Raw genomic sequence first — 23,948 nt, forward strand, 5'->3', positions numbered from 1 at the left:
GTTACGCTCCCGGTCGCGGTTTGGCGACGCCGGGTACATTGGCGAGGCCTTCGGCACAGTCGGCACCGCGAGAGGTGAGGGTCACGATCCAGCCAGCGCGGGGCTGCTGGGCAATCACCAGGCCTTGTTCTTCCAGCCAGGCAATATCGCCGTGTAGCTTGTCGCGGCTGATGTGGTGGGCGTAGGCACCTTTCAGCTCATCGTTCAGGCTGTATTCGTTGGTCGTGAACTGGCTGCGGCGCGACAGAATCCGCAGGATGCCCAGGCGGCGGCCTTCGGTTTCGAAGTCTTGAAAGCTCTGGTTCATGAGTGACCCCCTCGCGGCTGGTTCATCAGATAGTCATTCATGCGGTTGACCTGCACCGATGTCGCTTTCTGGCTGGCGTTAATTTCAGCTAATAGCACGTTGGTACGCGCCATTTGCTCTTGCAGCTTGTTCAGGTCTTCGTGATTCGGCAGGCGTTCCATCTTGTGCTCCAGGTTCACCACCTTTTTCTCCACGCCATCAATACGCGTATGGGTTTCCTTGATGGCGCTCTGGCTGGCGCGGTGCTTATTGAGCCAGTACACGTACGCGGCCATGACGCCCATAAAGAGGGCTTGCAGCACATCGAATAGCAGCTTGGCGGCTGCCCAGTTTATGAACTCCATGATGTTCCCTTATTGGTTGGTTAGCGGCCAACGCGCTTTACAACGGCATCCATAAAGCCGCTGGGCTGCTGGCCTGCGGCCACTTGTTTGTCGCGGCTTCGGCAGGTGGCGTTAACTCCCAGCATGGCCAAGGCAATGCCCCACATAGGTGTCAGTGCGGTCACCGCTTGTGCCACGACCCCCGCTTGCTCAGGCGTGGCCACAATCGACCAGGCAATGGCCACGCACTGGATGACCCAGGCAAGCGCCGTGAGATAGCCAAAGGTAGGCCGCCAACGGCGTACATAGGCGTCGTTGCTCGCCGCTTCGGCCCGCATGGTTTTGTTTACCTCGCCAAGGCGCACGCTTTCGGCTTCTAGCACCATGCGGGTGAGGGTTTGCTGGTGGTCGTTTTCAAGCTGCTGGAGCTTGATGGCGGCGTCTGGGTCGGCGAGTGCTTGGGCGACGGCGTCGGGGGTGGCGGCAACGCCTAAGGCTTTGGCGGCTAGTTGGCCCACGGCTGCCCCAGCGGGGCCGCCGAGGGCGCTGCCGATCAGCGGGGCCATACCGCCCACGGTGGTGGCTAGTTCGCGCCATTGCATACTCACCCCCGAGGCCAGCGGGCAGGGCCGCTTGTGCGTGTGTCTACGTGGGTGAAGGTGTTGTAGCGACCCACGCTGGCCGTGGGGTGCTGGGTTTCCACGTAGGTGGCTACCACGGCGGGGTCGATGCCTTGCACGCGGATATCGGCGGCGCGGCCAAACACATGCTGGCTGGCGGCAGCACCGCCTACCCGGCGGTTGTAGGCTGCACAACGGCACCCACTGTTGATGATGACGGGGGCATTGAAGTGAAGACGAATGTCTTGCAGCAGTGTCAGGGTTTCAAGGTCTACCGTATCGAACCCGCAGCCGCATTTGCAGGCGAATTCACGGCGTCGGAAATGGATAGAGATGTCGTCACGGGGCATGGCGAGAGATCCTCATTGCAGGTGAACGGAGCACAGAGCAGTGAGGTTCAGGATAGGGCGGTAGGGTAAGGCGTCGGGATTAGCGGGGATTAAAGAAAAATGCCCACCGTGGGGTGGGCATTTGCAAAGGCACTCTGGCAGTCAGGCCGCTCGGGCGCTCTGTGTGTATTTAACGCGACTGCAGCGCGGCTGACAACTCCTCGCTGGCCTTGCGGTACTCACCGGCCAGAATCTCCATCAAGCGGCAAAGACGTTCGCGGTTGACCACGTGCAAATCGGGCTCGGGCACCATCAAGTCACTCACGGCGGCCCAGCCATCACCAATGGCGTCCATGCGGTCGAGCGCGTCGCGCGCCGACTCGGGAAGCGACTGACGGCGGTTGATTGGTGAAACGTTCATGCGTCACCTCCTGTCAGCAGGCTGAGTTGTTGAGTTTCGATAGAAGGAGGGAGTAGGCCAAGCGATTCCATGGCGTAACGCTCCTTACGCACAGTCTCACGTGAAACTCCCATCAGCTTGGCGATCTCGAACTGCATCAGTCCCATCGTGTGGTAGCGAGCCAAAGCCGACCAACGCGGCTCGCGAGTCACCAAGGCGTGGCGCAATCGAGCTGTTTCCCGGTGGTGCATGGCATGCACACTCTGTTCCAGATGGTTAAAAGCCTCTATGAATCGAAGCTTGAACCGCATCGCCTCGCGCCCAGTGAACCCCATGGCAAGTAGCGTGAAGCCGTCTCTGGTGACGTGATAGCACGGCTGCTTCTTCCCCTGCTCGTTGTAATAAGACGACTGCGCAAAATTGGGCAGTCCCCCAGTTTCAGTGTAATCGGGGTTAGCGAGAATTGATCTGATCGCACGAATCACGTGGCGATGCTGCTTACCAAACTGCTCCGCAATGATCAGGCTCGTGGTAGTAGGGGTTTCACCATTGAGACGGACGATGCTGCTCAGTGCGTTATATTGCTGTGGAACGGGGTCCATAGTAGTATCCATTATGCCACCTTCACGAACGTTGGTGTGTTTACTAGAAGCCTTCGGCGTTGCAGCGCCGGGGGCTTTTTCATTTGCTCTTTGCTTTTTCATGCTCCATACCTTGCTGGATTAGATACAAAAGCTGCGCGTTCATTGAACGCTGCTGCCGCCGGGCTAGCACCTTGATTTCTTCAACCTGCGTGCGGCTGGGAAATCGAAGCTGGGTTTTGTATTGGGTCATGCGTCTCTCCTTAGTGACACATTGTCACTATAAAACACCCCTTTTTGAGTGTCAAACTGTCACTATGAAAAAAGATGATACCTATCGCTCACAATTCCGCCTGCCCTACAGCCTGTACGAAAAGCTAAAGGCCGAGGCAGAGCTGAACCATCGCAGCCTCAACGCAGAGTTGATTGCTCGGCTAGAGCAAAGCTTTGAGGGAAGTGCTCCCGATGGCCTAGGAAAGATGACAGCTCATGAGTTTTTGGAGCAGCAGCGCACGACCGCGAAGCAGTATCTGGAGGTGCTGGAGAAACTTCAGCGGGGCGAGGAGTAGTCCTTAGAAAGCAAACAACCCGCCGAAGCGGGTTTGTTGGGAGTTCAGGTAGGTCGCTTTATCTCAAGTGTAGCTCTGCCATTGTATTGATGTACTGCATGTTTTCGTTGAGCCTGGAGACGGTGCGCTGGTGCATTTCCAGATCCACGGTGTCTGCATTGCCGTATGCGTCATTACCTTCGCTGGCTAAGCGGTTGGCAAATTGTGCATAGAGGGCCATGTGACTTTCCATGTGGCTATAGAAACGATCGCATCGCTCCCCGTACTCTTGTTGTACCTCGACTCTGCAAAGGGCTGCTAAATCTGCGGCAACCTCAGTGGAAACTTTGTATTCCGAAAATGACGGTCCCGATTGAGCGGTGGCTGCCGTTGCCACTAATGCCAGGGCAGCTCCTGCAAATGCTTTCATGGTGTTCCCCCTCCCTTAAAACAGCCCTGGCTGGATGCGGTTGCGGTGCAGTGCCCGCTGCTCGGCCAGGATCTTGTAGATCTGGATCACGTTCTTATCGTAGCGCCGTGCCAGCTCGGCGTGGTTGCTGCCGTTAAACTCGCACCATATTTGATGGTCGCGCAGCGCTCGGTCGAGCTGATCCCCTTTGGCTAAATAGAATACCTGCCCGCCGTGGTAATACGCCAGAATTCTTAGGGTGGAAAACGCCAGGCGTTGGGCGATGCGTGGCTCCAGGCCTATCTCGACGTATTCCGCTTCAATCACCTGCAGCATGTCCACCAGAGACTGAGGCCAGTGGCGTGCCAGCTCTGGGTCTGGCAGGCGCTCCAGGACATCTTTGGGAATCTCATCGAACCCAAAATCGAGGTTATCGTCATTTGAGGTCATTGGGGTACCGTCCTTGCCGCTTGGCATCGATGATGAGCCCGGTCATCAGGCGGTGTAGCTGGTCATCGTCCAGCCAGTCCACCCGCTCAACGTTGAACATCCGCTTTGCCATGCTGTCGGCGTAGGCCCATGGTCGTTCTGCATGGGTGAGCATGGCTTCGATCTTGCTCATCACGTTCTGGCGTGAGCGCGGCGGGCGGGGCGCCTTCCGGCCCGCTTTTTTGGCGGGCTGGGGTTCAAAACCGAGGCGGCGGAACTCGTACATCACGCCGCCAACGGTTCGGTTGGTGAGTTCTTTGGCACTGCTCACGCCCGCCGTGCGGGCGAGGATTGCGCGGTAGTCCTCATCGGTCAGGCCCAGCTGGGCCTTGGCGATGTGGATTTGGGCCAGCTTGCCTTTGCTGATCATGACGCTACCTCGCTGTTCATCAGCTCCAGGTCAGGGAAGTTCTTTTTGAGGTGGCTGATCAGCGTTTTGGGGCTGTTCCAGTAGGGGATAACTTGCACTGTTCTCAGCGCCGTCATCTTGTCTGCCTGTTTCTTGCCGTACACTTTTTTCAGGCTGGGGTATTCTTTGAGCTTCCAGGGGCGGTAGCGTTGCGGACAGTAGAAGCACCCCTCTGGGTGCTCCGGCTGGCCATGTTCGTCCACGGACATCCAGATACCCTTGATCCAGCCGTCTACGCCTACACGGATCACAAGCTTCTCGCCGTCAAGGCACTTACTGAACGTCACTTTATGGCCAGCAGCCAATACAGTGGCATTTCCAAAAACGCCCGATAGCTGCTCTTCTAATTGCTGCCATTTGTTCATTGATCACCTCATTGGCTGCGGTTGTTTACGCTGCTTTGCCCGCTTACGGATCACGGATGGCAGTTGCTCATAGCAGGCCTTGCATGGCTGGATGGTTAAGCCATTGGTCAGATAGTAAAACTCGCTATCGTCCGGCCACCACTCGCCGCATTTCGTGCACAGCTTTTCTGGTCCGATGTCGGTCATCGTGATCTGTGATCGCTTTCCCCTTGCCATACGTTGCCTCCGGGCTGCTCATCAGTGCCGGGCTACCACGCCCAGCAGACGCCCCGCCATTGGCAGGACGTTTCGCTTAGTGGAGGGTTGTTTTGGTGGCCGCGTGGGCGTCTGGAAGCTCCAGCGCTTTGGCGATGGCCAGCATTCCCAGCAGGGCTAAATCGCCGGCCTTTTTCATCTGTGGCGACTCGGGTTTATCGCCATTGAATCCGGCGTATACGTTGAAGCCGCCACTGCCATTAGGCTCAATCGTGATCATGGCTTGGGTGCTGGTTTTGGTTGGCTCGCTCATTGGGCACCTTCCTGCATGGCCTTGATGGATTCGGTGAGGGCGTTGGGCTGGCTGGCAGGCCGCACGCTGTTGGCGTTGACGTGGATCAACCGCCCATTACTGGCGCGGATGAACGCTACGTCGCCCTTGATGCTGACCAGCATTCCTTTACGCGCTGAGATGCTGATGCTGTTGCCCCGGCGCACCGTGCGGGTGTAGCTCACGCGGTCGCCGTGTTTGAGTGCGTGGTTCATGCGGCACCTCGCTGGGTGATGTGGTAGCGGTACTTAACGCCCGCTTTAGCATCGGATTCGGCCAACTCGGCGCTGACCACATCGACCTGGTCGCCATGCACCTTGCGTGCGACTTTGCGAGCGGCTTCCTCCGCGCTCCAGGCGCAGGTAGCACGCTGGCCCTTCAGGGTGGCGGCGTAACCGCCGATGGCATCGCGGACGCGAATGGGTGCGGCATTCGTTGTGGTGCTCATTGGGTCACCTCATCTGTCATGTTCTCAGCGGCCCAGCGCCAGGCGCTGTGCTTCCAGTTGCGTGGCATCGGGTTCTTCTTGAGCCACTGCTTGGCCTGCGCGGCACTGATGCCGCGCTCCTGGAGTTGGTAGAAGTAGGTGCATTTGCTGGGCATGGTTAGGCCTCCGTCTCAAAAGCTTCTGGGTCGGCGATATGGCCATCGTCATCCGTGATGCCTACCTTTCCGCGTAACTGCTGCTCAAGCTCGACGGGATCTCTCCATTGGCAAGCTGGGCAGCTACGACTTTTTGCCCATTTGACGAAAGCAACCACCGCGTTAATGGCACTCTCAACTGAGCGTGACTCAGGCACACCAGGAACCAACTGTGTGCGGTTGTCATAAGAAAGCCGTGCCACCACATCGATCTCCCGTTTTAGCTCTGTTCGGGGCCCTGTAACGAGAACGACCGCGCCCCCCGGAATACGCGAGCCAACCTGAATTTCTCCGCTGGCAAAGCAATACGCGCTAACGTGCTTTTTCATCTCACACCCCCGCGACATCTAGGCTGATGGGCTTGTATTGGTCGGTGCTACCGACGCGCTCATAGATGCGGATGTAACTCTTGGAGCCTGTTACCTGCACCGCGTCACTGATGGCGTCCATCGCCTTCAACCAGCGCGGATCGCTGATGTTGAAGCGGCGGCGTAAGCTGAGCACCTCGCCGGTACGGATGTTGCCCGCATCATCAACGCGGAATGCGTCCTGGACGATCACGGCCAGTTCGGGCCGGGCATCGGCAGTCCATTCCTTCAGGCACTCGTCAATCAGCCCCTTGGCAGCCATCAACCGTTCATCAAACGTGATGCGCTCCTGGATAGCGCGCAGCACCTTGTAGCGACCACAGAAGGAAACGAGCTGCACGTTGCCTTTCTTGCCGCCGATCTGAACGTCGTACTCCTGGGCGGAGGTTTCGATGAGCGCGGCAATCTCGCTAAACACATCGGCTTTGAAGTCGCGTAGCTGGTCGCGCAGCTCGGTGGCGCGGTCGACGATGGAGAGCACGAGTTCATCTCGGATCTGATCGATTTCTGTGATCTGGGATTCGGGAATCAGGCGGCCCTTGCCATCCATGCGGAAGCCTTCGGGGATCTCAGGCGTGGTGTCAGTAGCGGCGCTCATTGGTTGGCTCCAAAACGTTGGTCGAGTTTGATATCCCGCGTGACGCTGTTAATGGCGTCGAGATAGCGCTGGGTGTGGGGGCCGTGCAGGCAGATCAGCGCGGCGAACGGTTCAAACTGGTGGCTGCGGGTGATGCCTACGGCCACCTGCTCGGCGCTGGTGGCGCCCATGTCTTGCAGCAGTTGGCTCACGCTGGCGTTGCCGATTTCGTCGGTGTCGATCAGGCGCAGCACGGGGTTGGCGGTGTGTGTGCTCATGTCAGGCTCCCTTGCGTGCAAAGTTGGCGGCAGTGCGGTTGCGGCCATGGTGGCGGTGGTGGCGCATCGGCTCGACGTACGCGCCGTTGCGCTGGTTCATACGCGCCAGGGCGCGCTCGGCTTCGGCGGTTTCTTCACGCCAGCGGTCGAGGAGATCGCGCCAGTCCCAGGCGGCGGCCTGGATCTCGGCGTCGGCGTCGTCTTCGCTGGCGGCTTCGGAGACCGCTGCCAGGCCGGTGTCCCAGCGCTGCCAGAAGCGCAGCACGGTGGCATGCTGCTGGGGCAGCAATGGCTCTGGCTCCAGGGCTAGCCGCTCGATCACCAGCGGGTTGGCGAGGTACTGGGCCAGGTTGAAGCCGTGACGGGCGATACGCAGGCGCATGAAGCGGTCGGCGTAGTACTCCAGTTCGCTGTCGGTAATGGTGTTCATGGCTGTTCTCCCTGGCTGGCTGCTTCTTTCAGTAGGTCGCTCAGGCGCTTTGGGGCGTTGGCTCTTTCAGCGACTTTGTCGTGTTGTGGCGGGCGCTGGTGGGTAACGTGTGCCTTGCGTTGGGCTAACCGCTCATGCTCGGCAAGTACGTCATCGGTGGTGCGCTCGCGCAGGGGCGCAACGGCAGCACGGTTTGCAGGCTGTTTGGCACCGCTACGAACTTGCTCCTCACGCTGCTTTTCCACCTCAGCGGCGTGGCGGTCGGCGCAGTTGGCCACCACTTCATAGAGGTAGCCGTGGCCGGTGAGCGGCAGGTTGCTGGGTGGGCGTTCAAGCAACTGGTCAAGCGCAGTCATCCACACCTTTAGCGGTGCTTCACGGGTAATGCCTTTACGCTCGATCACGCCGCGGGTGATGACGTCCTTCAGCTCGCCCAGCAGGCGGGCGCTTTTGGCGCTGGCCAGCGCACGCGATTTGGGCCGGAACATGCCGAGGTAGCGCACGATGCGGCTGCTCAGTAAGGCGGGCATTTCCAGCGCGGCGGCCAGCGCCTGGTTGTGTTCGCCTTGGGTGACGAACGCGGCCATGTCACCGCTCATGCCGCATTCGGGGCAGGTGGCTTTGAGGGTCATTGGTCTTCTCCCTGCTGGCGGTCGGGGTTGTTCGGGCAGGTTTGGCAGCTGCGCCATAGGCGCATGGCCATGGGGTTGTGGGTGGGCGCTGGGCGCGAGCGGTACTCGCGGCACTGTTCCACGCTGATGGTGCGTTCCTGAGCGGGGCAGTTCAGGCCATCCAGCGCCTGTAGCACCTTCTTTTCGATGCTGCTGGTGGAGGGGCTGGGGTAGCGGTTGGCCAGTGCCAGGGATACCGCGCTGCGCGAGACGCCGATGCGATCACCGGCCATCTTGCGATTGGTGGCGCGCACTTCGTTGGCGAGCAGGGTGATCCAGCGGGGCGGCGCTTCGCCCCAGTTGGAGATATCCACGGTGCGGGTGCGACGAATGGCGTTCATGGCTCGCCCCCTTCGGTTTTGGTGACGCGGCTATACACTACTTCGTTGGTGTTGGGATCGAAGAGCTGTTGTGTGCGTCGGATCTGTGGGGCAATCGGCCCTGTCCAGCGGCTGGTGTTGAACCGGTACTTAGCATTAACGGCACCCGTGCCTGCCGTAGCCTGGCGAGTGATCGTCACGTATTTGGCATAAGTGAGGTAACGCAGATACTCGATGGCGGTTTCATGGCTGACCGACACTTCGGGAGTACTGGCGGCATCTGCGAGTTCGGCAGCGGTACACTCACCAATGATTTTCAGCGTTCGCCACATCTGTTCCCTGCCTAGGGGCGGGGGGAGAGTGCCATCGCGCCGTACTCGAGGAGCTTCTACACCAATGTCTTTCACCAAGCTGTAGTAGCGAGATCCTCCTTTCGGAAAAGCCGTGCATTCGATAAAGCCTGCTTTTCTCAGGCCGGTGAAGTAGTCGCGTACGCGATTTTGCGAAACGCCGATCGCAATTTGCTCCCAAATATCAGTGATCGAAAAAGAGCGGCCTTGGGTGTGGAAGCTACGGATGGCTTCCCACATTGCTTGGCGATCTCCCTTTAGGCCTTGAGCGGTGAGTTGCGTTTGTTTCGCCATGCCTTAACCCCTCCGCGCCGGTGGTTGGCCGGTGTGGATGTCTTGCTCGCTCCACTCGCGCAGGCCCACTGTCTTCCAGCCTTGAGCGCTGGCTTCGGAGTGGATCTGGTAGAGGTTCACCGCCACACGGCGCAGGCAGCCTTTAACACGGTGGTTGATGGCGTCCAGCAGGTCGTCTTCGATGATGATGTCGGGGTAGCTTTTGGCGGCCAGGGCACACACGTCGTCCAGGCTGGCGGCTTGGGCGGGCACCCATTCCAGGACGCGGTTATGCAGACGCTCTAAGCGAGCCATGGAGGCAGGTACGCGCTCTTCACCGATCAGAATCAGGGTGCCTTGGCTGGCGTTGTAGATGTCCGTTAATACGTTGGCGGCGGCTTTGTCGATGACGTACTGAACGTCATCAATAATCAGCGGGCGACCAGAGCGGGAGAGCTGCTCGGCGATCTGGTCGACCATCTCGCTGAGCGTCTTCATGGGGATGATGCCCATCTCGCGCAGGATGGCGATCACGAACGCTTTTTTCGTCCAGCTCTCGCGGCACTCGACGTAGTAGGCGCGGTGCAGGTTGGCGGCATAGGCGGCTGCCAGGCTTTTGCCGTAGCCGCTGGGGCCGTACATGACCACCAAGCCAGGTAGTTCTGGTGGGCGGTTGGCGGCGCTTTCGACAGCGGCGGCCAGTAGGCCAACGTTGGTGAGTGGTACAATGGTGTTGACGCTCATATCAGTTCCTTAATTGCTGCGGGTGTCATGGGCCGTGGTTCAGACGGCCCGTCGGGTGCGGGTGGGTTGCCGCCCACCTGCATCCATTTCGGTATCCATCACTTTGGCGATGGCTTTTAAATCACTGTGGTGCTGGTAACGCTCGTGCCATTCGCGGGCGGCGGCGGGTACTTCTTCTCCTTGCTGTAGTTGTCCATCCAGCTTCTTCCAGAGCCGATAGCGCTCCATCTTGTTGTGGGGTATCTGAAAGCGTGTGCCTTGATCGGCCAGCCGCTTGGCGTAGGCGCGGCCTTGGGCAGCCTGCTTTTCGTCTGATTGGCGGGCGGCGGGGGTAATCGTTCTGAATTCCACATCGCTGCCGGTAACCACCTTGGCTTTTTGCACCAGGCGGTTGAGCTGGCCTTTTTCGCGTTTTTCGGCGGCACGTTCGATCATGCTGGCGGGCATCGCGGGGGTGGCGTTGCCATCCAACTGAGCATCGCCGAGGTATTCACCTTCTAGGGTGAAGATGCCGACGCAGCCGGTGTCGCGGTAATCCCAGGCCACGCGGATCTCTTCGCCGTGGAAGTCGCGTAGGGCATCCATGAAGTAGACGCCGCCGTTGATACGCACTTCGCCACGGTTGGTTTTGCGCACTTCTTGCGGGCGCATAAGCGAGGCGACCACATCACTGGGTGCGGTGAGCGCTTCGAAGCCTTCGGCCTCGGCACTTTTCCAGGCTTCCATGGGGCTTTGGTGGCGTAACTTGCCGCTGTCTAAGTCGCGCACTTTGGGCAGCCCTTTGTGGGGCCGGTGGTTATAAACATCCAGGGCGTCGTTCAAGCGCTCGAAGAACTCTTGAAACGTGGGAATAAACGCGGGCTTTAACCCTTGTTTAATATCGCGGCGGCTTAACTTGTGCGCTTTGGTGGCGGCTTCTTTATCCATATCTGCGCCAATAAAGCTGGGCATCTCTTTAGCCAGTTTCACCAGGATGGTTTGGTGGGCGCGTTCAATGACGCCGCGTGCCTGGGAGTTGTAGGGCAGTGAGTGGGTAATGCTGCCACCCAGGCGGTCGACCACTTCGTAAACAGTGGCGTTGTCAAAGCCTGAACCGTTATCGACATAGAACAGGTTGAACATGCCTACGCGGCTCACGGCATCGCGCAGGGCATCCAGCGTGGCCACGGTGGATTCGGCAAGGTTGAGGGCAAAGCCGACGATGCGGCGGGTGCCCCAATCGATGATCAAGGTGATCTCGGGCCGGAAAGCCTGGCTGGTGAGCGGGTTGATCACTTCGGCATCGAAGGTGTGGCCATCCGCTACCCACACATCGTTGGGCAGTAGCGCGTCGCTGGTGCGGCGCTTGAAGGGCTGGAGGGCTTTCAGCTCATGCGCACCCATGCGGCCACGCTCACGCGCTTCCGGTGACAGCTTGGCAAGCCAGCGGCGCACCTGATGGATAGAAGGGTGCGGCGGCTCGGTCTGTTCGACCAGCAGCTGGTAGGCCGCTTCTACGCTGGGCTTTTGCGGCTTCTGGTAGCGCTTGAGAAAGTCACCGGCCCAAAGCGGCATGCTCATATCGGCCTTGCGGCGTTTGGGGGCGAGGCCGCGTTCACCGTGCTTGCGGAAGTCAGCGATCCAGCGCTTGAGGGTGCGCTCGCTAAGGGTGCGGGTATCCGTTTTACGGTCGTTGGCTAGCACTACCCGCTGTTTGAGGTAAGGCGTTAGATCGTCGGCTTGGGCGTGGGCGACTAACGTTTCGATGGCGCGCTGCTGGCTGACCATCTTGCTCATGCGTTCTATCTCGCGGACGAATGCAACGCGGGCACCCATCACTTGGCGTTGGGCATCGGTGAGTTGCTGCTGGCTTGGGCGCTGCTCTTCTTGCAGCGGCGCTACTGTGCTAGTAGGCGTGGGCGCGGCGTTATCCGCCTGTGCCAACAGCAGGGCGTTTTGGGTTTCTTTGGGAAGTACGGCGAAGGCGTATTCCACGGCCTTGCTGCCGATACGACGTTGGCCTTCCCAGCCTTCGCGATCGGCTGCTTTTTTAACCCCCCTTTCTGTGCTGGGCATACCTGGTAGCCCAGCCAACTCTTTGGCGGAGTACCAGTTCATACACGCCCCCGCTGGAATAGGCGGGCGTTGCACTCTGCGGTAGATTGGGAGGTGCGACCCAACCCCAAATCACCCTTAGAGGAACGCCCATGAAAGGTTTGCTGGCTAGTTTCGACCGAACGCTTAACATCGCTCGCGCTGCGATCGATCTCGCTAAAAGTGAAGGAGACAGTGCGACACTTGTGATAGAGCTTCGCGAGCACATACAGACGCTGCGCGAGGATATCCTCTCGATGCGCGAGCAGGTGACGACGCTTCTTGATGAAAAACGCGAACTCACAGAACGGCTTGCCGAAGCGACTAATTTTTTGGCTGAGCGCGATATGTACACGCAGGTGGTGCTTAAAACAGGGAGTGTTGTATATGTACGAAACAGCCCGAGCAGCGGGGAATACCAACAGCCAGTGTATTTTTGTGCTAACTGTTTCCAGCAAGGCCGCACCACTATCCTGGACCTTAAGCAGCAAGAGTTTGGACACGACCTTTATAATTGCCCGGCGTGTAACTCGACGGCGCATATCCCCCATGAGCGGCACCATACGGCAGAGACGATAGTGACGCCGAACCGCTGGCGCGATGTTTGAATTCGAGCGGCTCATTGCTCTTCTCCCATTAGCTTCTTTAGGCGACGTAGATCCGCATTTACACGCTCTTGCACACGCGAGAGCTTTCCGTACTCGGCTGCCAAAGCCTCACGCCCATACGCCACCCGGCCACCGCGCAAATGCACGAGCCAATCGGTAAAGGCGTGGCTTTGGCACACTTCTTCCAAAAGCGGTATGCGATAGAAAGGGATGTTGTGGTCGCAGCGACCCGGCGAACTCCACGCATCCAGCATGTGCTTGGAGACGTCGTCACCGGAGTAGCGGCTCATCTGCGCGGCCACTTCGTAACGGTCAACGGGGCAGTCTTTCAGTACCACGCCCACCAGTTCACTCACTTGGGCGGCATAGTTGCCGCTGCCAGGGGTAGGCGTAACGGGGACAGGTACCTCAAAGATGTCTAGCGTTTGGGTGTCTTTGACGCGCTTCATGGTTAAGCCCCCGCCGCCATTTGACGATGCGCCGAAACGTTAGAACCGCTATCCTTGTCGCATAAACGGTTCTGCGCTTTTGCAGTTGTGAGTTTTTCTGCGCGGTTGGGTCTTTCGCGGCACGGTGTGCCGTCGTGGTTCCAGCGCTCTGGCCAGATAGTGGCGGGCTGCAGGCCTAGCGAAGCAGCAATTGCGCGCTCCATACGTGGGTAGGGCGTGCGCTTCACAGCAGCAAGCGTACCAAGCTCGACGTCTAGGCGGCGCGCCAATTCAGCCAACGTTAAGCCGCGTGTGCGGATCTGATACTTGATCCACTCCCATCGCGCCGTTGGGTTGGTAGGTATATCCAGTTTCATAGCGTCACTCCGTGGCGTTTTTTCTGGCTGTCTAACCCTCACTTGTGAGTAAACATATCTCAGGATTGATAGTCATGCAAACCATAAATGAGAGTTCTGTTTCTTTTTTGATGGCCGGAGCGTCTCAAATTAGTGATAAACCACTAAAATCATCAACTTAGAGAGAATCAGAACTGATGGAAGATAATTCAGGCTCAGTTCCGATTCCCACCTCCGAGATCGGAACTCGCATAGCTGAGATGGCAGATAGGATGGGCAGCCGCAAACTAGCTGCAAAAGCAGCCGGTGTGTCCTCCGCTACTTTCTACCGATGGATAAATGGAGAGTCTCCACCAGTCTTTTCTGGGGTTGCGAAGCTTGCCGAAGCTGTGGGTGTCTCGCTCGACTGGGTAGCCAGCGGCGTCGGGGCTATGAAGCCCGAGGAAAGTAAGGCACCGCTTGCTACGCAAGTGCCGGGTATGGAGGACTACGCCTTTGTGCCGCTATATGACGCACAGTGCAGCGCTGGGGCGGGTGCCTGGAACGAGAACTGCCGCGTTCTGACACACATTTCCTTCACCCGTTATTCATTGCGAAAACAAGGGCTTACGCCAGAGCATCTATCCGCGATCCGCATTGATGGTGACTCGATGGAACCGGTGCTGAACAGCGGCGACACGGTGTTGATCGATCACACCAGGACGACGATTGAGGGGGAGGGTATTTATATTCTTCGGCTGGATGGACACCTGTACGCCAAGCGGCTGCAGCGCCAGTTCAATGGCGTTTCTATCATCAGCGCGAACAAGGAATATGACAAAGTGCTGGTGCCCCAGGATCAACTGCACGAGCTAGACATCATCGGGCGGGCTGTTTGGTCTGCAGGGTGGTTGTGAGGCAGTGCCAAATATCTAACGAAAAAGGCCGCTCCACATAGGAACGGCCTCTTTTTCAATTTGCGCATCTTTGGCACTGTTGGCGTCTATCATGCGGGCGCTTTATACTGCCTGCCTGCATGTAACTCTCTGAATCTATGGCGCTAAATTTCGCCGCTCGTCCCACCTTATCCCTCTTTGTTGTTTATAGTCCCACATTAGGCCGCTGTGCCATATCTTCTGCTAACCCACATTCGTAAAGCCACGCTAACTTGCCAGTGATGGTTTAAGGCGCTTGCCATGCCTCCTGATTGCCTCATAACACAACATGCCTTCTACACACAGGCGCCATCCTGCGGCTGCAGGTGTGCGTATGGCGGTTTGCATTGAAGGGATTATTTGCTCTTATGTGAACTGTGGTTTACATTGAGGTCATGAAAATAATTAGCGAAACCGACACTTATTCGGACTGGTTCGATAAATTACGCGATGCTCGGGCCAGAGCGAAAATTCTGGCTCGTCTGCGTTGGGCTGAGCTGGGCAACTTCGGGGATTGTGAGCCGCTGGGGGAAGGAGTCTCGGAATTGAGGGTTCACTACGGGCCTGGTTATCGAGTCTATTTTGTCCAGCGGGGGTATGAGCTGATTATTTTGTTGGCGGGCGGTGATAAATCCAGCCAGGCAAAAGATATTGATATCGCGAAGCAATTGGCACGCGATTTGAAGGAGGCACCATGAGCACACTGCGTAAATGGGATGTCGTTGACCACTTGAATACCGAAGAGGAAATGGTGTTGTACTTTGAAGCCTGCCTTGAAGAGGGCGACGCTGCCCTGGTGGCGGCAGCGCTTGGCGATATTGCCCGCGCCCGTGGTATGGCACAGCTTGCTCGTGATACGGGGTTGACTCGCGAAGGGTTGTACAAGGCGCTTTCTGCTGATGGAAACCCAAGTTTTGCAACGATTATGAAGGTGACAAAAGCCTTGGGCTTTACGTTACATGCTGAAGCATCGTAAGACGATCAACGATTCCGTGATACGCCCCGCCTTTCAAGCGGGGCGTTTTCGTTGATGGGAGGCGTGCCCATATGGGTAAGTGCTGACGCTATGAGGCATCTCCGACAGGAGCGATTGGCAATGTCGCGTGCCGTCAGCGGGTAGGCAACATTCATGCACAAATTTGGCGTTACCTTCAAATAATTGGTCACGATTTGTGCATTTTTATTTTAAAAAACATTGTATGCAATAATTTATTCAAAAATAAAATTCTGTTTTAAATTTTAAGATATTGAATATTAAGTATTTATTTGCATGTCTCATGGTGTGTTGGCATGAAAAGTGCTGGATCAAGCTATTGCTACCGCTGAAGTCCAATACTGAATTAGCAAAGGTTTTGTCATGCCTACCATTATCGACCTTACTCTGCCGCTTCAGGATGGCTTACCCGCCTTGGGCCGCCTGGCACGCCCTGTTGTCATTCCGCACACCACCCATGAAGCCTCCAAAAAGTTTCAGCAAGGGACATCGGATGACCTATTAACCTTCACCACCTTTTACCTGGGAATGTTGGATCACACAGGCACCCATGTTGATGCGCTGTCACATAATAATCCGGAGGGGGCGACCATCGACGAGATGCCCGTAGAAATGTTCATGGGCAAGGCTGTATGTCTGGATCTACGCCACGTGGGGGATCGCGGCGATATCACTCGGGAAACACTGGAAACAGCCGAGCGGGAAGCCGGGGTAAAGGTGGATGGACACATCGTGCTGATGTGTACCGGCTTGAATACCCGTCACTGGCCTCACGATACCATCTGTACGAACAATGCTCAGGTCACTGCGGAGGCGACGCGCTGGCTATATGAGCGGGGCTCCATGGTACATGGTGTAGAGGGGCCCTCCACCGACCGTGTGGATGAAAATATCTTCGAGAACCACCGGGTCTGTCGTGACTTGGGCATGGTGCATTACGAATGGCTTTGGAACCTTGAAGCCCTCATTGGTAAGGGTGAATTTACCTTTCAGGGTATTCCTCTGCGCATTAAAGGAGGCTCGGCGTCACCTGTCAGAGCCTTGGCATTCCTTGAATAACTTCCTTGTTTCCACCGCGATGGGCAGGGGAGTCCCTTCCCGCCAGCGCATCTAGCCATACTTTAAAACCTGAAGGGGATCGTCATGAGAAAACGTCATCTGGCGCTGGCTGCTGGTGTATCGATTGCAGCGCTGTCATCGAGCACTCTCTATGCTGAACAGTTCAGTTTGAATGCGATTGGCATTGTTTCTACCCATCAGCACCATACGGCGCTGGAACGTGATTTTTACGCCACCCTGGGCGAGCGGACTGGCCTGGACATTCAGGTCAACTTCAATCCGTTGGACGTAGTGGGCGTCAATATGCAAGACACCATGCGCATGGTCAGTAGCGGTAGTTTCGATGTTGTCGAAACGACCATTGGTTCGGCCTCACGCGACGATCCCTTTCTGGAAGGTCTTGACCTGATAGGTGTATCGCCTGATATCGATACGTTGCAAAGCACCGTTGACGCTTATCGCGGTGTGTTCAGTGACCGGGTAGAGGAGCGCTTTAATGCCCGCGTAATGGGACTATGGCCATTTGGCCCTCAGGTGTTTTTCTGCTCTGGTGATGTGGCAAGCCTGGAGGACTTACGCGGTAAGCGTGTCCGTTCCTTTACTCCGAGCATGTCTGCTTTATTGGAGTATTTGGGGGCGACGCCAATCACGCTGCAGTTCGCGGAAGTCTATCCCGCTTTACAGCGTGGCGTAGCGGAGTGTGGAGTGACTTCTCCAACATCCGGTAATACCGGTAACTGGCCAGAAGTCACCGATTCCTTGTTGATGCTAGGTGTGAGCTGGTCGGTGCAGGCGCACATGATGAATCTGGATACATGGAATGCCATGTCCGCTGAAGCACAGGAGGCCATCGAAGAGGCTTATGCGGATCTGGAAAGCCAGTATTGGGATATGGCCAGGACGCTCACCCAGGATGCGGTGAACTGCTCGACCGGTGATGATAGTTGCGAAGGTTACAACCGTTTCGATATGACCCTTGTTGAGCCAAGTGAAGAGGATGTAGCGCTACTCAATGAGGCGGTGTCCGACGTTATTCTGCCTACCTGGTCTAAAACCTGTAATGCCAATTATGCAGAGTGCGCTTCTCTTTGGAATAGCACCATCGGTGAAGCTCGTGGTTTAGCCATCGAGTGATCAGCCCGGGGTTCATAAGGAGACACCGCTGATGCGATCAATCAGATTCTTTCCAGGGCTTGAGCGGCTGGTCAACATCGCCGCCATTATGTGCGGCTATGCATGCCTTGGGCTCTGCTTGTTAATTGGTTACGAGATCGTGGCTCGCCGCTTACTGGGGCACTCGGTTCAGGGGGTAGATGAACTTGGTGGTTATGTTTTAGCGATCACGTCTGCCGTTGGCTTTTCTGCTGCACTGATGCACCGGATGCACACACGCATAGAGCTTGGGCTGAGCCGTTTTCCCGTTGCGATACAGGCCTGTCTGAACGGCATGGCGATACTGTTATTGGCGGGATTTACCATGTTTATGTTGCTCCAAGTGTGGGGCACATGGCAAACCAGCATTGCCTATGGAAGCCGTGCCAGTACACCACTGCAAACCCCTTTATGGATTCCTCAAGGGTTGTGGTTGTTCGGTGTGGCACTGTTTGCATTCGTTGCCACCAGCATGCTGATACATAGTTGCTGGTTACTGCTCAGAACCAACTATCAGATGCTTAACGAATGCTACGGCCCCCCTTCATTACAAGAGGAAGTGGACAAAAGCCTGGCAGAGGCTGAGAGCCAGTTGGAAAACAGGCCGGAAAGTAAAAGGGAGCCTTTATGATCGACATTAGCGGTGCCCTGATTGGCTTTGCCATTATGCTAGGGCTGATGATGCTTGGTGTTCATGTGGCAGTGGCTATATTTTTGGCCAGTGCACTTGGCACCATGGTGTATCTCTCCCCAGCCATGTTGAGCACCTTTGGTACCCAGCTATGGGCGGTCATGAACGACTTTTTATTAACGGCCATACCGCTCTTTATCCTGCTTGGCGAACTGCTGCTACGCTGCGGCGTCACCCAGCGGATGTATACCGGGTTATCGGTGCTATTAGGCCGTTTGCCCGGCGGGCTACTGCATACCAATATCGGTGCGAGCGGCCTGTTTGCAGCAGTTTCTGGGTCCTCGGTCGCGACAGCGGCGACCATTGCCACCGTCGCGCTTCCAGAGTTCAGGGAGCGTAGGTTCAATGAGCGTCTGGTATTGGGGTCGATTGCGGCTGGCGCAACGTTAGGGATTTTGATTCCCCCCAGTGTGAATCTGATTATCTATGGTGCATTGACGGGGACTTCAGTAGGTCGCCTGTTTGCCGCTGGATTAGTGCCAGGCCTACTACTCGTTACGCTTTTCATGCTGGCGATTGCCATTATCTGCACGCTGTTTCCCAGCCTTGCCGGAACCATTCAGGCGAAAAGCTCCTTAAAGATTAAATTGACCAGCCTTAAACATCTCATTCCGCCGCTCCTGGTATTCGGTGTAGTGATGGGTAGCATCTATCTGGGCTGGGCTACGCCGACTGAAGCGGCTGCGTTAGGGGTGTTAATGGCCCTTGGGCTCGCGGTTTGGAATCGTGCTTTGAGCATAACGATGCTCCATGAAGCGTTTCTCTCCACGGTACGCACCACGGCAATGATCCTATTGATTATCGTAGCGGCCTTTTTCCTGAAGTTTGTGGTGGGCGTGCTGGGGGTCCCCCAGGCGCTAACGAGCTTCGTGGCCTCCATGGAGCTGAGTGTGTTGGGCTTTTTGCTGGTGCTTGTGGTTTTTTATCTCATTCTGGGCTGCTTTATTGAAACGCTCTCTATGATGGTGGGCACCATACCCATTGTTTTCCCCATTGTCGTGTTCATGGGGATCGATCCGGTTTGGTTTGGCATCTTCTTGGTTCTGATGATGGAGCTGGCATTGATTACTCCGCCAATAGGCATGAACTTGTTCGTTGTGCAGGGGGGGCGCCGGTCTGGCTCAATTATCGATGTCTACTGGGGTATTACGCCGTTCGTCGTGGTCTTGCTGTTGGCCGTAGCTCTCATCATAGCGTTTCCAAGTATCGTGACTTGGTTGCCCTATTTATTGCTATAAGGGGCCGAACGTGCACGACGCAATGAACGATACGCTGCACCAGCCAGCCACTGAACTGCTTATCCAATTAACCGAGGGTCGCCTCACATCCTCGGCGCTTGTGGAGGCGTCGCTGTCTCGCATTGCTGCTCTTAACGGCTCGTTGCAGGCATTTATTAGCGTGGATGCAGACGGTGCCCGCGCCGCGGCAGAGGATTGTGATCGGAAGCGGCGCTCTGGCCAGCCGTTAGGCGCGCTACATGGTTTGCCGGTGGCTGTGAAAGATGTCACGGATACCGTAGGGCTACCCACAACCAAAGGGTCACGCCTGTTTGCACACAATCGTCCCGAGCGGGATGAGCTTTCGGTGGCACGACTAAAAGCGGCCGGCGTTATTGTGCTGGGCAAAACCAATACACCAGAGTTTGCCTTTGGGGCTGTGTGTACTAACAGCCTTTGTGGCCCCACGGCCAACCCCTGGGATCGACAGCTTAGTTCTGGTGGATCCAGTGGTGGTTCGGCTGTCGCAGTGGCTACCGGAATGGTGCCGTTGGCGCAAGGCACTGACTTTGGTGGTTCGGTTCGAACCCCCGCTGCTTTTTGTGGTTGTGTTGGGCTGCGGCCAACGCCAGGCACTATCGCCGAGCCATACCGCCCGAGGGGATGGAGCACGCTGTCCACTCAGGGGGTGCTGGCGCGCAACGTGCGGGACACAGCACTGATGATGAGTGTGATGCAGGGCGCCCATGCTGACGATCCCAGCTCATTCCGGCTTAGCACGACCGCGTACACACAAGCAGTGGCTAACAACGGGGGCTTCAGCACGTCAGGCGCTGTGCGGGTAGCGGCATCCGTAACCTTTGATGGGGCCTATCATGTATCCCATCAGATCCGTAGGGTTTTTGAACAGGCCGTAGCGCACATTGAGGCACTGCTGGGACGTGTGGAGTGGCGGCATCCTAATGTTGACGGGGGCGTGGCCGCTTTCAAGACGCTCCGAGCGGCTGAGTCATGGGCAACGTTTGGTGAACTGGTTAATGCACAGGAGCAGCATCTCTCTGCCTCTTTTGCCTGGAATGTACGCCAAGGTGAGGGAGTTAGCGCGTCAGAGTATCTACATGCCGAGAATACTCGTACCACCTTGTATCGCCGCTTTCACGCGTTTTTTGCGCAGTTTGACCTACTTGTTCTGCCGGCTACCAGCGTGATGCCGTTTGATAATGCACAAGATGATGTATGGGAGATTGATGGTCACGCCTGTGAGTCGATCATCGATTATTTAGCATGTACGTTTCTGGTCTCTTTAGTAGGTTTTCCTACGCTGTGCCTACCTGTACCTCGCCAGCCTGGGCAACTACCGGCAGGCATTCAACTGGTTGCCAAGCCGGGTAACGAGCATCTGCTTCTGCAGGTGGCTATGCAACTGGAAGCGGCAGGCTTTCGCCACCAGTGGCCAGATTGTGTTCACGCGATCAACTGAAGGGGCATCCCATGCCGTCGGCGATTAACCTTGATATGGCAGAGCGCCTGCTGGATTTGCGGGGCTACGGAGAGCAGCCGCCTCAGCCAAACTGGCCGGGTAATGCACGACTAGCGCTATCCATCGTGTTGAATGTGGAAGAGGGGGCCGAGTCCCATCTGCTGGATGGCGATAGCGGTTCGGAAAGCCTGAACAGCGACATGCGTTGCCAACCCTGGCCTAATCGGCGCAACCTCAACATGGAATCCCATTACGAATATGGCAGTCGTGTGGGGATTTGGCGACTGTTGGACATCTTTCAACGACGACAATTGCCACTTACTATCTTCGCTGTCGCTCAGGCACTTGAGCGGCTGCCTGAGGTAGCGCAGCGGTTGCTACGCGATGGTCATGAAATCGCCGCGCATGGCTGGCGCTGGATTGATTATAAAGAAGTTTCTCCAGAGCAGGAGGCTGAGGATATCCGCCGCACTGTGGCCACGCTGACCCGGCTGAGTGGGCAGCGCCCGTTGGGATGGTACACCGGGCGTATAAGCGAAATGACCCGACGGCTGATCATTGCCGAAGGCGGTTTCCTTTATGATTCGGATGCCTATAACGATGACTTGCCTTACTGGGTGAGACACCCTAGGGGTGAGCATCTCGTCTTGCCATATGCATTTGATACCAACGACATGCGCTACGCCGAGGCCCCAGGGTTCAATACATCGCGACAGTGGCTCGACTATATGGTGGATACCTTTGATGCGCTCTATCGGGAGGGCCAGTACCAGCCGCGCATGATGTCACTTGGCCTACACTGCCGCTTAGCTGGCCGACCGGGTAGGGCGCAGGCATTGGAGCGTTTTCTTGACCATGTGGTGAGCCATGAGCGCGTTTGGGTCGCACGGCGTAGTGACATTGCCAGGCACTGGCATCAGCACCACTCTCCCTGCCGCCCGTGACCGGGCTGCAGTGAACCATCAACCGAACAGTGATTCCCAATGAATGTCCCGTGCCTCAGGGTCTACTAGGTGAAGAGCATCCTGAATGTGATTCAGGTGGTGGAGCATCAGGTGAATGGCTTTTTCAACGTCTTTATTGATGATGGCTTCGACAATGCGGGCATGCTCATCCTCGGGGCAGGCGGGCATTTGCGGGGCATCGTAAAGGGCAATGATCAAACAGGTGAGTGGGCATAGTTCGGACATCAACTTCTGAATAAAAATATTGCCGCCGAGCTCGGCCAACAGCATATGAAACTTGCCAGTGAGACTGATGATAAGGCGGCGATTGCCCTCTTCCCTGGCGCGATCCTCTTCCTCTAGATGAGCCTTGAGTTTTTCTAGGTCTTTGGGCGTTGCGCGTGCAATTACCTGACGGATAATTTCTGGCTCAATCAAGCGTCTGGTTTCCATGAGATCCAGCGCTTCCTGGCGGGTAGGGCGCGTCACATACGCCCCGCGATTGGGGTGCAGGGTTACCAGTCCCTCTTTGGAGAGCGAGGTTAGCGCTTGTCTGACCTTCGTGCGGCTGACATTAAACGTTTGGGCGAGACGATCCTCCCCTAGCTTTACCCCAGGCGGAAGCCGATGTTCCATTATGGCATCAGTAATCCGCTCGGCTATTTGCTCAATGGCGGGTTTGGTCGTCGGAGCGGCATCCATGGTCATCTTATCCTGTCGAAAAACTGCGTTCAGTATGCCGTAAGGGCAAGGCCGTCTGTAGTACTACGTTCAAAACGTTATAAATTTGTCAAAGTGCACTAGTGAGGTGCGAAATTAAGCTGCCGTGCATTATTTTTGTGCGCAAATATGTTTTATTAATTGTATGCAATTTATGGATCAATGTCTTTTTGATTTTTTACATACTTTTTTAATTCTATTGTAAATCATTGGCTTGTGCAGTTCATAACGTCATTTTTTTATATTTTTTTAGGCTGTGGCATGAGGATTGCTGGTTCATTTTTAGGAAATCGCCCGCGTGAGCATGCGATGACGACTTTATGAAACCGCTGGAGCCTCCCCCATGATCTCGAAAGCTAATGCTGTAACCCTGGCATCGCTGCTGACGGCCGCGACCCTCTTCTCCTCATCGCTACAGGCGGCTGAACGCCTGCGTGTAGCAGGTAACTTCCCTACGGATCACTCTGTCTCACGGGCGATGGAAGTTTTTAAAGAGCAGGTAGAACGAGAGTCCGAGGGTGAGATTCAAATTGATCTGTTTCCCGCGATGCAGCTAGGCGGTGCCACCGAAAACGTTGACCAAGTGCGTTCCGGGACTATTTTCGCTGTGTTCACTTCGATTGCTTACTTCACACGTTCCATCCCTGAGTATGAAGCGGTCAGTCTGCCTTTCTTATTTGATAGCCGTGAACAGGCGTTCGCCGTTATGGACGGGCCCGTTGGTGAGCAGTTGGATGAAAAGATGCTGGGGCTTGGGTTCGTTAATCTTGGCTATGGTGAACTGGGGTTCCGGCATGTGACGAATAACTTGCGCCCGATTACCTCGGTTGACGATTTTGCGGGCATGCGCATTCGCCTGCAGCCCAACGAGGTTCATCTGCAGACCTTCCGTGCGTTGGGCGCCAACCCGGTATCAATGGATGTGTCCGAGCTCTATTCAGCACTGCAGCAGGGTGTTCTTGACGGTCAGGAAAACCCTTACAACATCATCGCCAGCCGTCGTTTCAACGAAGTGCAGGAGTATCTCTCTGACAGCGGCCACTTCTATGACTTTATTAACGCCGTTGCCAATCAGCGCAGCTACGAGCGCCTCTCGGAAGAGCACCGCGCCATAATAGATGCCGCCATGACGGAGGCAATGGCGTGGCAGCGTCAAGCTGCTGCGGATGAGGAAGAGCAGTGGCGCGAGCAGTTAATTGCGGATGGCATGGAATTTACCCCCATTTCTCCTGAGCTACGGGCTGAGTTGCGTGAAGCCACGTCGGTCGTGACTGAAAGCCTCAAAGAGCGCATAGATCCCGCGTTCATTGAGTTAGTCACCCAGGAAGCTCAAGCAGCGCTGTGAGACCCACC

General features: G+C 56.5%; 39 protein-coding genes and 1 other RNA gene. 12 read left to right on the forward strand and 28 right to left on the reverse strand.

Annotated elements, in window-relative coordinates; translation table 11 throughout:
- Position 1 precedes the first annotated feature (1 nt).
- From IE091_RS07005 to IE091_RS07035, 7 genes are all read right to left on the reverse strand, one after another.
- Positions 2–307 carry a VpaChn25_0724 family phage protein gene (locus tag IE091_RS07005; protein WP_189463215.1) on the reverse strand — a complete coding sequence of 102 codons (306 nt, stop codon included), beginning with the start codon at positions 305–307 and terminating at the stop codon, positions 2–4.
- Positions 304–651: a DUF2730 family protein gene (locus IE091_RS07010; RefSeq protein WP_189463216.1), complete on the reverse strand. Its 348-nt coding sequence runs from the start codon at positions 649–651 to the stop codon at positions 304–306. The genes IE091_RS07005 and IE091_RS07010 overlap by 4 nt, the downstream gene beginning before the upstream one ends.
- Before the next feature lie 20 nt (positions 652–671).
- On the reverse strand, positions 672–1,232 hold the full coding sequence (locus IE091_RS07015; RefSeq protein WP_189463218.1) for a 3TM-type holin: 561 nt from the start codon (positions 1,230–1,232) through the stop codon (positions 672–674).
- Positions 1,233–1,234: 2 nt separating this feature from the next.
- Positions 1,235–1,600, reverse strand: a complete 366-nt coding sequence (locus IE091_RS07020; RefSeq protein ID WP_189463219.1) for a D-Ala-D-Ala carboxypeptidase family metallohydrolase — start codon at positions 1,598–1,600, stop codon at positions 1,235–1,237.
- A gap of 169 nt (positions 1,601–1,769) precedes the next feature.
- Positions 1,770–2,000, reverse strand: coding sequence for a hypothetical protein (locus IE091_RS07025; RefSeq protein ID WP_189463221.1), 231 nt, complete (start codon positions 1,998–2,000; stop codon positions 1,770–1,772).
- Positions 1,997–2,683: a Rha family transcriptional regulator gene (locus IE091_RS07030; protein ID WP_189463223.1), complete on the reverse strand. Its 687-nt coding sequence runs from the start codon at positions 2,681–2,683 to the stop codon at positions 1,997–1,999. Before IE091_RS07030 ends, IE091_RS07025 begins: the two co-directional genes overlap by 4 nt.
- On the reverse strand, positions 2,661–2,813 hold the full coding sequence (locus IE091_RS07035; RefSeq protein ID WP_189463225.1) for an Arc family DNA-binding protein: 153 nt from the start codon (positions 2,811–2,813) through the stop codon (positions 2,661–2,663). The genes IE091_RS07030 and IE091_RS07035 overlap by 23 nt, the downstream gene beginning before the upstream one ends.
- A gap of 64 nt (positions 2,814–2,877) precedes the next feature.
- On the opposite strand from IE091_RS07035, the gene IE091_RS07040 reads away from it, so the two are divergent.
- Positions 2,878–3,129 (forward strand): Arc family DNA-binding protein, encoded by a 252-nt coding sequence (locus tag IE091_RS07040; RefSeq protein WP_189463227.1) that lies wholly within the window; start codon positions 2,878–2,880, stop codon positions 3,127–3,129.
- Between the two features lie 58 nt (positions 3,130–3,187).
- Here IE091_RS07040 and IE091_RS07045 read toward each other — a convergent pair whose 3' ends face one another.
- The 18 genes from IE091_RS07045 to IE091_RS07130 form a co-directional block, all read right to left on the reverse strand.
- Complete coding sequence (locus IE091_RS07045; protein ID WP_189463229.1) at positions 3,188–3,538, reverse strand: hypothetical protein; 351 nt, start codon at positions 3,536–3,538, stop codon at positions 3,188–3,190.
- Between the two features lie 15 nt (positions 3,539–3,553).
- Positions 3,554–3,967 carry a Mor transcription activator family protein gene (locus IE091_RS07050; RefSeq protein WP_189463231.1) on the reverse strand — a complete coding sequence of 138 codons (414 nt, stop codon included), beginning with the start codon at positions 3,965–3,967 and terminating at the stop codon, positions 3,554–3,556.
- Entirely contained in the window at positions 3,954–4,376 is a 423-nt protein-coding gene (locus IE091_RS07055) for a gp16 family protein (protein ID WP_189463233.1), read from the reverse strand. The genes IE091_RS07050 and IE091_RS07055 overlap by 14 nt, the downstream gene beginning before the upstream one ends.
- Entirely contained in the window at positions 4,373–4,780 is a 408-nt protein-coding gene (locus tag IE091_RS07060; protein WP_189463235.1) for a hypothetical protein, read from the reverse strand. Before IE091_RS07060 ends, IE091_RS07055 begins: the two co-directional genes overlap by 4 nt.
- A gap of 224 nt (positions 4,781–5,004) precedes the next feature.
- An RNA gene (locus IE091_RS07065) (hammerhead ribozyme type II) lies at positions 5,005–5,074 on the reverse strand.
- Positions 5,073–5,288 carry a hypothetical protein gene (locus tag IE091_RS07070; protein ID WP_189463237.1) on the reverse strand — a complete coding sequence of 72 codons (216 nt, stop codon included), beginning with the start codon at positions 5,286–5,288 and terminating at the stop codon, positions 5,073–5,075. Before IE091_RS07070 ends, IE091_RS07065 begins: the two co-directional genes overlap by 2 nt.
- On the reverse strand, positions 5,285–5,521 hold the full coding sequence (locus tag IE091_RS07075; protein ID WP_189463239.1) for a hypothetical protein: 237 nt from the start codon (positions 5,519–5,521) through the stop codon (positions 5,285–5,287). The genes IE091_RS07070 and IE091_RS07075 overlap by 4 nt, the downstream gene beginning before the upstream one ends.
- Positions 5,518–5,754 (reverse strand): hypothetical protein, encoded by a 237-nt coding sequence (locus tag IE091_RS07080; RefSeq protein ID WP_189463241.1) that lies wholly within the window; start codon positions 5,752–5,754, stop codon positions 5,518–5,520. The genes IE091_RS07075 and IE091_RS07080 overlap by 4 nt, the downstream gene beginning before the upstream one ends.
- A complete protein-coding gene (locus tag IE091_RS07085) occupies positions 5,751–5,909 on the reverse strand; it encodes a hypothetical protein (protein WP_189463243.1) in 159 nt (52 codons plus the stop codon). The genes IE091_RS07080 and IE091_RS07085 overlap by 4 nt, the downstream gene beginning before the upstream one ends.
- Before the next feature lie 2 nt (positions 5,910–5,911).
- Positions 5,912–6,277, reverse strand: coding sequence for a hypothetical protein (locus IE091_RS07090; protein WP_189463245.1), 366 nt, complete (start codon positions 6,275–6,277; stop codon positions 5,912–5,914).
- Position 6,278: 1 nt separating this feature from the next.
- Positions 6,279–6,914 carry a DUF3164 family protein gene (locus tag IE091_RS07095; protein WP_189463246.1) on the reverse strand — a complete coding sequence of 212 codons (636 nt, stop codon included), beginning with the start codon at positions 6,912–6,914 and terminating at the stop codon, positions 6,279–6,281.
- Positions 6,911–7,171 (reverse strand): hypothetical protein, encoded by a 261-nt coding sequence (locus IE091_RS07100; protein WP_144981103.1) that lies wholly within the window; start codon positions 7,169–7,171, stop codon positions 6,911–6,913. The genes IE091_RS07095 and IE091_RS07100 overlap by 4 nt, the downstream gene beginning before the upstream one ends.
- A gap of 1 nt (position 7,172) precedes the next feature.
- Positions 7,173–7,601 carry a YdiU family protein gene (locus tag IE091_RS07105; RefSeq protein WP_189463248.1) on the reverse strand — a complete coding sequence of 143 codons (429 nt, stop codon included), beginning with the start codon at positions 7,599–7,601 and terminating at the stop codon, positions 7,173–7,175.
- Positions 7,598–8,233 (reverse strand): hypothetical protein, encoded by a 636-nt coding sequence (locus IE091_RS07110; protein ID WP_189463249.1) that lies wholly within the window; start codon positions 8,231–8,233, stop codon positions 7,598–7,600. Before IE091_RS07110 ends, IE091_RS07105 begins: the two co-directional genes overlap by 4 nt.
- Positions 8,230–8,613 (reverse strand): hypothetical protein, encoded by a 384-nt coding sequence (locus tag IE091_RS07115; RefSeq protein WP_144981094.1) that lies wholly within the window; start codon positions 8,611–8,613, stop codon positions 8,230–8,232. Before IE091_RS07115 ends, IE091_RS07110 begins: the two co-directional genes overlap by 4 nt.
- A complete protein-coding gene (locus IE091_RS07120; RefSeq protein WP_189463251.1) occupies positions 8,610–9,236 on the reverse strand; it encodes a hypothetical protein in 627 nt (208 codons plus the stop codon). The genes IE091_RS07115 and IE091_RS07120 overlap by 4 nt, the downstream gene beginning before the upstream one ends.
- Before the next feature lie 3 nt (positions 9,237–9,239).
- Complete coding sequence (locus IE091_RS07125) at positions 9,240–9,959, reverse strand: AAA family ATPase (RefSeq protein ID WP_189463253.1); 720 nt, start codon at positions 9,957–9,959, stop codon at positions 9,240–9,242.
- Positions 9,960–9,998: 39 nt separating this feature from the next.
- Positions 9,999–12,056, reverse strand: coding sequence for a DNA-binding protein (locus tag IE091_RS07130; RefSeq protein ID WP_189463255.1), 2,058 nt, complete (start codon positions 12,054–12,056; stop codon positions 9,999–10,001).
- A gap of 89 nt (positions 12,057–12,145) precedes the next feature.
- Here IE091_RS07130 and IE091_RS07135 point away from each other — a divergent pair, with 89 nt between their 5' ends.
- Positions 12,146–12,640, forward strand: coding sequence for a hypothetical protein (locus tag IE091_RS07135; RefSeq protein WP_189463256.1), 495 nt, complete (start codon positions 12,146–12,148; stop codon positions 12,638–12,640).
- A gap of 11 nt (positions 12,641–12,651) precedes the next feature.
- Here the strand turns inward: IE091_RS07135 and IE091_RS07140 are convergent, their stop codons facing one another.
- Both IE091_RS07140 and IE091_RS07145 read right to left on the reverse strand, forming a co-directional pair.
- Positions 12,652–13,089 carry a hypothetical protein gene (locus IE091_RS07140; RefSeq protein ID WP_189463258.1) on the reverse strand — a complete coding sequence of 146 codons (438 nt, stop codon included), beginning with the start codon at positions 13,087–13,089 and terminating at the stop codon, positions 12,652–12,654.
- A 2-nt stretch (positions 13,090–13,091) separates the two neighbouring features.
- Positions 13,092–13,445, reverse strand: a complete 354-nt coding sequence (locus IE091_RS07145) for a helix-turn-helix domain-containing protein (RefSeq protein ID WP_063744307.1) — start codon at positions 13,443–13,445, stop codon at positions 13,092–13,094.
- 176 nt (positions 13,446–13,621) lie between these two features.
- Between IE091_RS07145 and IE091_RS07150 the strand changes: the two genes are divergently transcribed.
- The 9 genes from IE091_RS07150 to puuE all read left to right on the forward strand — a co-directional run bounded on the left by IE091_RS07150 (position 13,622) and on the right by puuE (position 21,875).
- Entirely contained in the window at positions 13,622–14,320 is a 699-nt protein-coding gene (locus IE091_RS07150) for an XRE family transcriptional regulator (RefSeq protein WP_189463260.1), read from the forward strand.
- A 413-nt stretch (positions 14,321–14,733) separates the two neighbouring features.
- Positions 14,734–15,036 (forward strand): type II toxin-antitoxin system RelE/ParE family toxin, encoded by a 303-nt coding sequence (locus IE091_RS07155; RefSeq protein ID WP_096922614.1) that lies wholly within the window; start codon positions 14,734–14,736, stop codon positions 15,034–15,036.
- Positions 15,033–15,314 (forward strand): addiction module antidote protein, encoded by a 282-nt coding sequence (locus IE091_RS07160; RefSeq protein ID WP_081195623.1) that lies wholly within the window; start codon positions 15,033–15,035, stop codon positions 15,312–15,314. The genes IE091_RS07155 and IE091_RS07160 overlap by 4 nt, the downstream gene beginning before the upstream one ends.
- Before the next feature lie 381 nt (positions 15,315–15,695).
- On the forward strand, positions 15,696–16,391 hold the full coding sequence (locus IE091_RS07165; RefSeq protein ID WP_096922615.1) for a cyclase family protein: 696 nt from the start codon (positions 15,696–15,698) through the stop codon (positions 16,389–16,391).
- Between the two features lie 84 nt (positions 16,392–16,475).
- The gene (locus tag IE091_RS07170; RefSeq protein ID WP_096922616.1) at positions 16,476–17,525 is read left to right on the forward strand and encodes a TRAP transporter substrate-binding protein; all 1,050 of its coding nucleotides are present in this window, start codon (positions 16,476–16,478) and stop codon (positions 17,523–17,525) included.
- Positions 17,526–17,556: 31 nt separating this feature from the next.
- On the forward strand, positions 17,557–18,174 hold the full coding sequence (locus IE091_RS07175) for a TRAP transporter small permease subunit (protein ID WP_096922617.1): 618 nt from the start codon (positions 17,557–17,559) through the stop codon (positions 18,172–18,174).
- Complete coding sequence (locus tag IE091_RS07180) at positions 18,171–19,472, forward strand: TRAP transporter large permease (RefSeq protein ID WP_189463261.1); 1,302 nt, start codon at positions 18,171–18,173, stop codon at positions 19,470–19,472. Before IE091_RS07175 ends, IE091_RS07180 begins: the two co-directional genes overlap by 4 nt.
- A gap of 22 nt (positions 19,473–19,494) precedes the next feature.
- Positions 19,495–20,931, forward strand: coding sequence for an amidase (locus IE091_RS07185; RefSeq protein WP_157779974.1), 1,437 nt, complete (start codon positions 19,495–19,497; stop codon positions 20,929–20,931).
- Between the two features lie 11 nt (positions 20,932–20,942).
- A complete protein-coding gene (puuE, locus tag IE091_RS07190) occupies positions 20,943–21,875 on the forward strand; it encodes an allantoinase PuuE (RefSeq protein WP_229800779.1) in 933 nt (310 codons plus the stop codon).
- A gap of 18 nt (positions 21,876–21,893) precedes the next feature.
- Here the strand turns inward: puuE and IE091_RS07195 are convergent, their stop codons facing one another.
- Positions 21,894–22,583 carry a GntR family transcriptional regulator gene (locus IE091_RS07195; protein WP_205738319.1) on the reverse strand — a complete coding sequence of 230 codons (690 nt, stop codon included), beginning with the start codon at positions 22,581–22,583 and terminating at the stop codon, positions 21,894–21,896.
- 355 nt (positions 22,584–22,938) lie between these two features.
- On the opposite strand from IE091_RS07195, the gene IE091_RS07200 reads away from it, so the two are divergent.
- On the forward strand, positions 22,939–23,940 hold the full coding sequence (locus IE091_RS07200) for a TRAP transporter substrate-binding protein (RefSeq protein WP_096922621.1): 1,002 nt from the start codon (positions 22,939–22,941) through the stop codon (positions 23,938–23,940).
- Positions 23,941–23,948 lie beyond the last annotated feature (8 nt).

The sequence above is a fragment of the Vreelandella hamiltonii genome (assembly GCF_014651775.1).
GTDB classification, from domain to species: domain Bacteria; phylum Pseudomonadota; class Gammaproteobacteria; order Pseudomonadales; family Halomonadaceae; genus Vreelandella; species Vreelandella hamiltonii.

Excerpts from the sequence above, each read along its gene's own strand:
- IE091_RS07025 (WP_189463221.1), bottom strand. The coding sequence starts at position 2,000 with ATGAACGTTTCACCAATCAACCGCCGTCAGTCGCTTCCCGAGTCGGCG.
- IE091_RS07010 (WP_189463216.1), bottom strand. The coding sequence starts at position 651 with ATGGAGTTCATAAACTGGGCAGCCGCCAAGCTGCTATTCGATGTGCTG.
- IE091_RS07185 (WP_157779974.1), top strand. The coding sequence starts at position 19,495 with ATGAACGATACGCTGCACCAGCCAGCCACTGAACTGCTTATCCAATTA.
- IE091_RS07080 (WP_189463241.1), bottom strand. The coding sequence starts at position 5,754 with ATGAGCACCACAACGAATGCCGCACCCATTCGCGTCCGCGATGCCATC.
- IE091_RS07030 (WP_189463223.1), bottom strand. The coding sequence starts at position 2,683 with ATGAAAAAGCAAAGAGCAAATGAAAAAGCCCCCGGCGCTGCAACGCCG.
- IE091_RS07060 (WP_189463235.1), bottom strand. The coding sequence starts at position 4,780 with ATGAACAAATGGCAGCAATTAGAAGAGCAGCTATCGGGCGTTTTTGGA.
- IE091_RS07160 (WP_081195623.1), top strand. The coding sequence starts at position 15,033 with ATGAGCACACTGCGTAAATGGGATGTCGTTGACCACTTGAATACCGAA.
- IE091_RS07120 (WP_189463251.1), bottom strand. The coding sequence starts at position 9,236 with ATGGCGAAACAAACGCAACTCACCGCTCAAGGCCTAAAGGGAGATCGC.
- IE091_RS07165 (WP_096922615.1), top strand. The coding sequence starts at position 15,696 with ATGCCTACCATTATCGACCTTACTCTGCCGCTTCAGGATGGCTTACCC.
- IE091_RS07020 (WP_189463219.1), bottom strand. The coding sequence starts at position 1,600 with ATGCCCCGTGACGACATCTCTATCCATTTCCGACGCCGTGAATTCGCC.
- IE091_RS07155 (WP_096922614.1), top strand. The coding sequence starts at position 14,734 with ATGAAAATAATTAGCGAAACCGACACTTATTCGGACTGGTTCGATAAA.
- IE091_RS07135 (WP_189463256.1), top strand. The coding sequence starts at position 12,146 with ATGAAAGGTTTGCTGGCTAGTTTCGACCGAACGCTTAACATCGCTCGC.
- IE091_RS07035 (WP_189463225.1), bottom strand. The coding sequence starts at position 2,813 with ATGACCCAATACAAAACCCAGCTTCGATTTCCCAGCCGCACGCAGGTT.
- IE091_RS07015 (WP_189463218.1), bottom strand. The coding sequence starts at position 1,232 with ATGCAATGGCGCGAACTAGCCACCACCGTGGGCGGTATGGCCCCGCTG.
- IE091_RS07040 (WP_189463227.1), top strand. The coding sequence starts at position 2,878 with ATGAAAAAAGATGATACCTATCGCTCACAATTCCGCCTGCCCTACAGC.
- IE091_RS07125 (WP_189463253.1), bottom strand. The coding sequence starts at position 9,959 with ATGAGCGTCAACACCATTGTACCACTCACCAACGTTGGCCTACTGGCC.
- IE091_RS07175 (WP_096922617.1), top strand. The coding sequence starts at position 17,557 with ATGCGATCAATCAGATTCTTTCCAGGGCTTGAGCGGCTGGTCAACATC.
- IE091_RS07045 (WP_189463229.1), bottom strand. The coding sequence starts at position 3,538 with ATGAAAGCATTTGCAGGAGCTGCCCTGGCATTAGTGGCAACGGCAGCC.
- IE091_RS07095 (WP_189463246.1), bottom strand. The coding sequence starts at position 6,914 with ATGAGCGCCGCTACTGACACCACGCCTGAGATCCCCGAAGGCTTCCGC.
- IE091_RS07200 (WP_096922621.1), top strand. The coding sequence starts at position 22,939 with ATGATCTCGAAAGCTAATGCTGTAACCCTGGCATCGCTGCTGACGGCC.
- IE091_RS07070 (WP_189463237.1), bottom strand. The coding sequence starts at position 5,288 with ATGAGCGAGCCAACCAAAACCAGCACCCAAGCCATGATCACGATTGAG.
- IE091_RS07050 (WP_189463231.1), bottom strand. The coding sequence starts at position 3,967 with ATGACCTCAAATGACGATAACCTCGATTTTGGGTTCGATGAGATTCCC.
- IE091_RS07180 (WP_189463261.1), top strand. The coding sequence starts at position 18,171 with ATGATCGACATTAGCGGTGCCCTGATTGGCTTTGCCATTATGCTAGGG.
- IE091_RS07085 (WP_189463243.1), bottom strand. The coding sequence starts at position 5,909 with ATGCCCAGCAAATGCACCTACTTCTACCAACTCCAGGAGCGCGGCATC.
- IE091_RS07090 (WP_189463245.1), bottom strand. The coding sequence starts at position 6,277 with ATGAAAAAGCACGTTAGCGCGTATTGCTTTGCCAGCGGAGAAATTCAG.
- IE091_RS07130 (WP_189463255.1), bottom strand. The coding sequence starts at position 12,056 with ATGAACTGGTACTCCGCCAAAGAGTTGGCTGGGCTACCAGGTATGCCC.
- IE091_RS07150 (WP_189463260.1), top strand. The coding sequence starts at position 13,622 with ATGGAAGATAATTCAGGCTCAGTTCCGATTCCCACCTCCGAGATCGGA.
- IE091_RS07055 (WP_189463233.1), bottom strand. The coding sequence starts at position 4,376 with ATGATCAGCAAAGGCAAGCTGGCCCAAATCCACATCGCCAAGGCCCAG.
- IE091_RS07115 (WP_144981094.1), bottom strand. The coding sequence starts at position 8,613 with ATGAACGCCATTCGTCGCACCCGCACCGTGGATATCTCCAACTGGGGC.
- IE091_RS07100 (WP_144981103.1), bottom strand. The coding sequence starts at position 7,171 with ATGAGCACACACACCGCCAACCCCGTGCTGCGCCTGATCGACACCGAC.
- IE091_RS07005 (WP_189463215.1), bottom strand. The coding sequence starts at position 307 with ATGAACCAGAGCTTTCAAGACTTCGAAACCGAAGGCCGCCGCCTGGGC.
- IE091_RS07195 (WP_205738319.1), bottom strand. The coding sequence starts at position 22,583 with ATGACCATGGATGCCGCTCCGACGACCAAACCCGCCATTGAGCAAATA.
- IE091_RS07170 (WP_096922616.1), top strand. The coding sequence starts at position 16,476 with ATGAGAAAACGTCATCTGGCGCTGGCTGCTGGTGTATCGATTGCAGCG.
- IE091_RS07110 (WP_189463249.1), bottom strand. The coding sequence starts at position 8,233 with ATGACCCTCAAAGCCACCTGCCCCGAATGCGGCATGAGCGGTGACATG.
- IE091_RS07145 (WP_063744307.1), bottom strand. The coding sequence starts at position 13,445 with ATGAAACTGGATATACCTACCAACCCAACGGCGCGATGGGAGTGGATC.
- IE091_RS07105 (WP_189463248.1), bottom strand. The coding sequence starts at position 7,601 with ATGAACACCATTACCGACAGCGAACTGGAGTACTACGCCGACCGCTTC.
- puuE (WP_229800779.1), top strand. The coding sequence starts at position 20,943 with ATGCCGTCGGCGATTAACCTTGATATGGCAGAGCGCCTGCTGGATTTG.
- IE091_RS07140 (WP_189463258.1), bottom strand. The coding sequence starts at position 13,089 with ATGAAGCGCGTCAAAGACACCCAAACGCTAGACATCTTTGAGGTACCT.
- IE091_RS07075 (WP_189463239.1), bottom strand. The coding sequence starts at position 5,521 with ATGAACCACGCACTCAAACACGGCGACCGCGTGAGCTACACCCGCACG.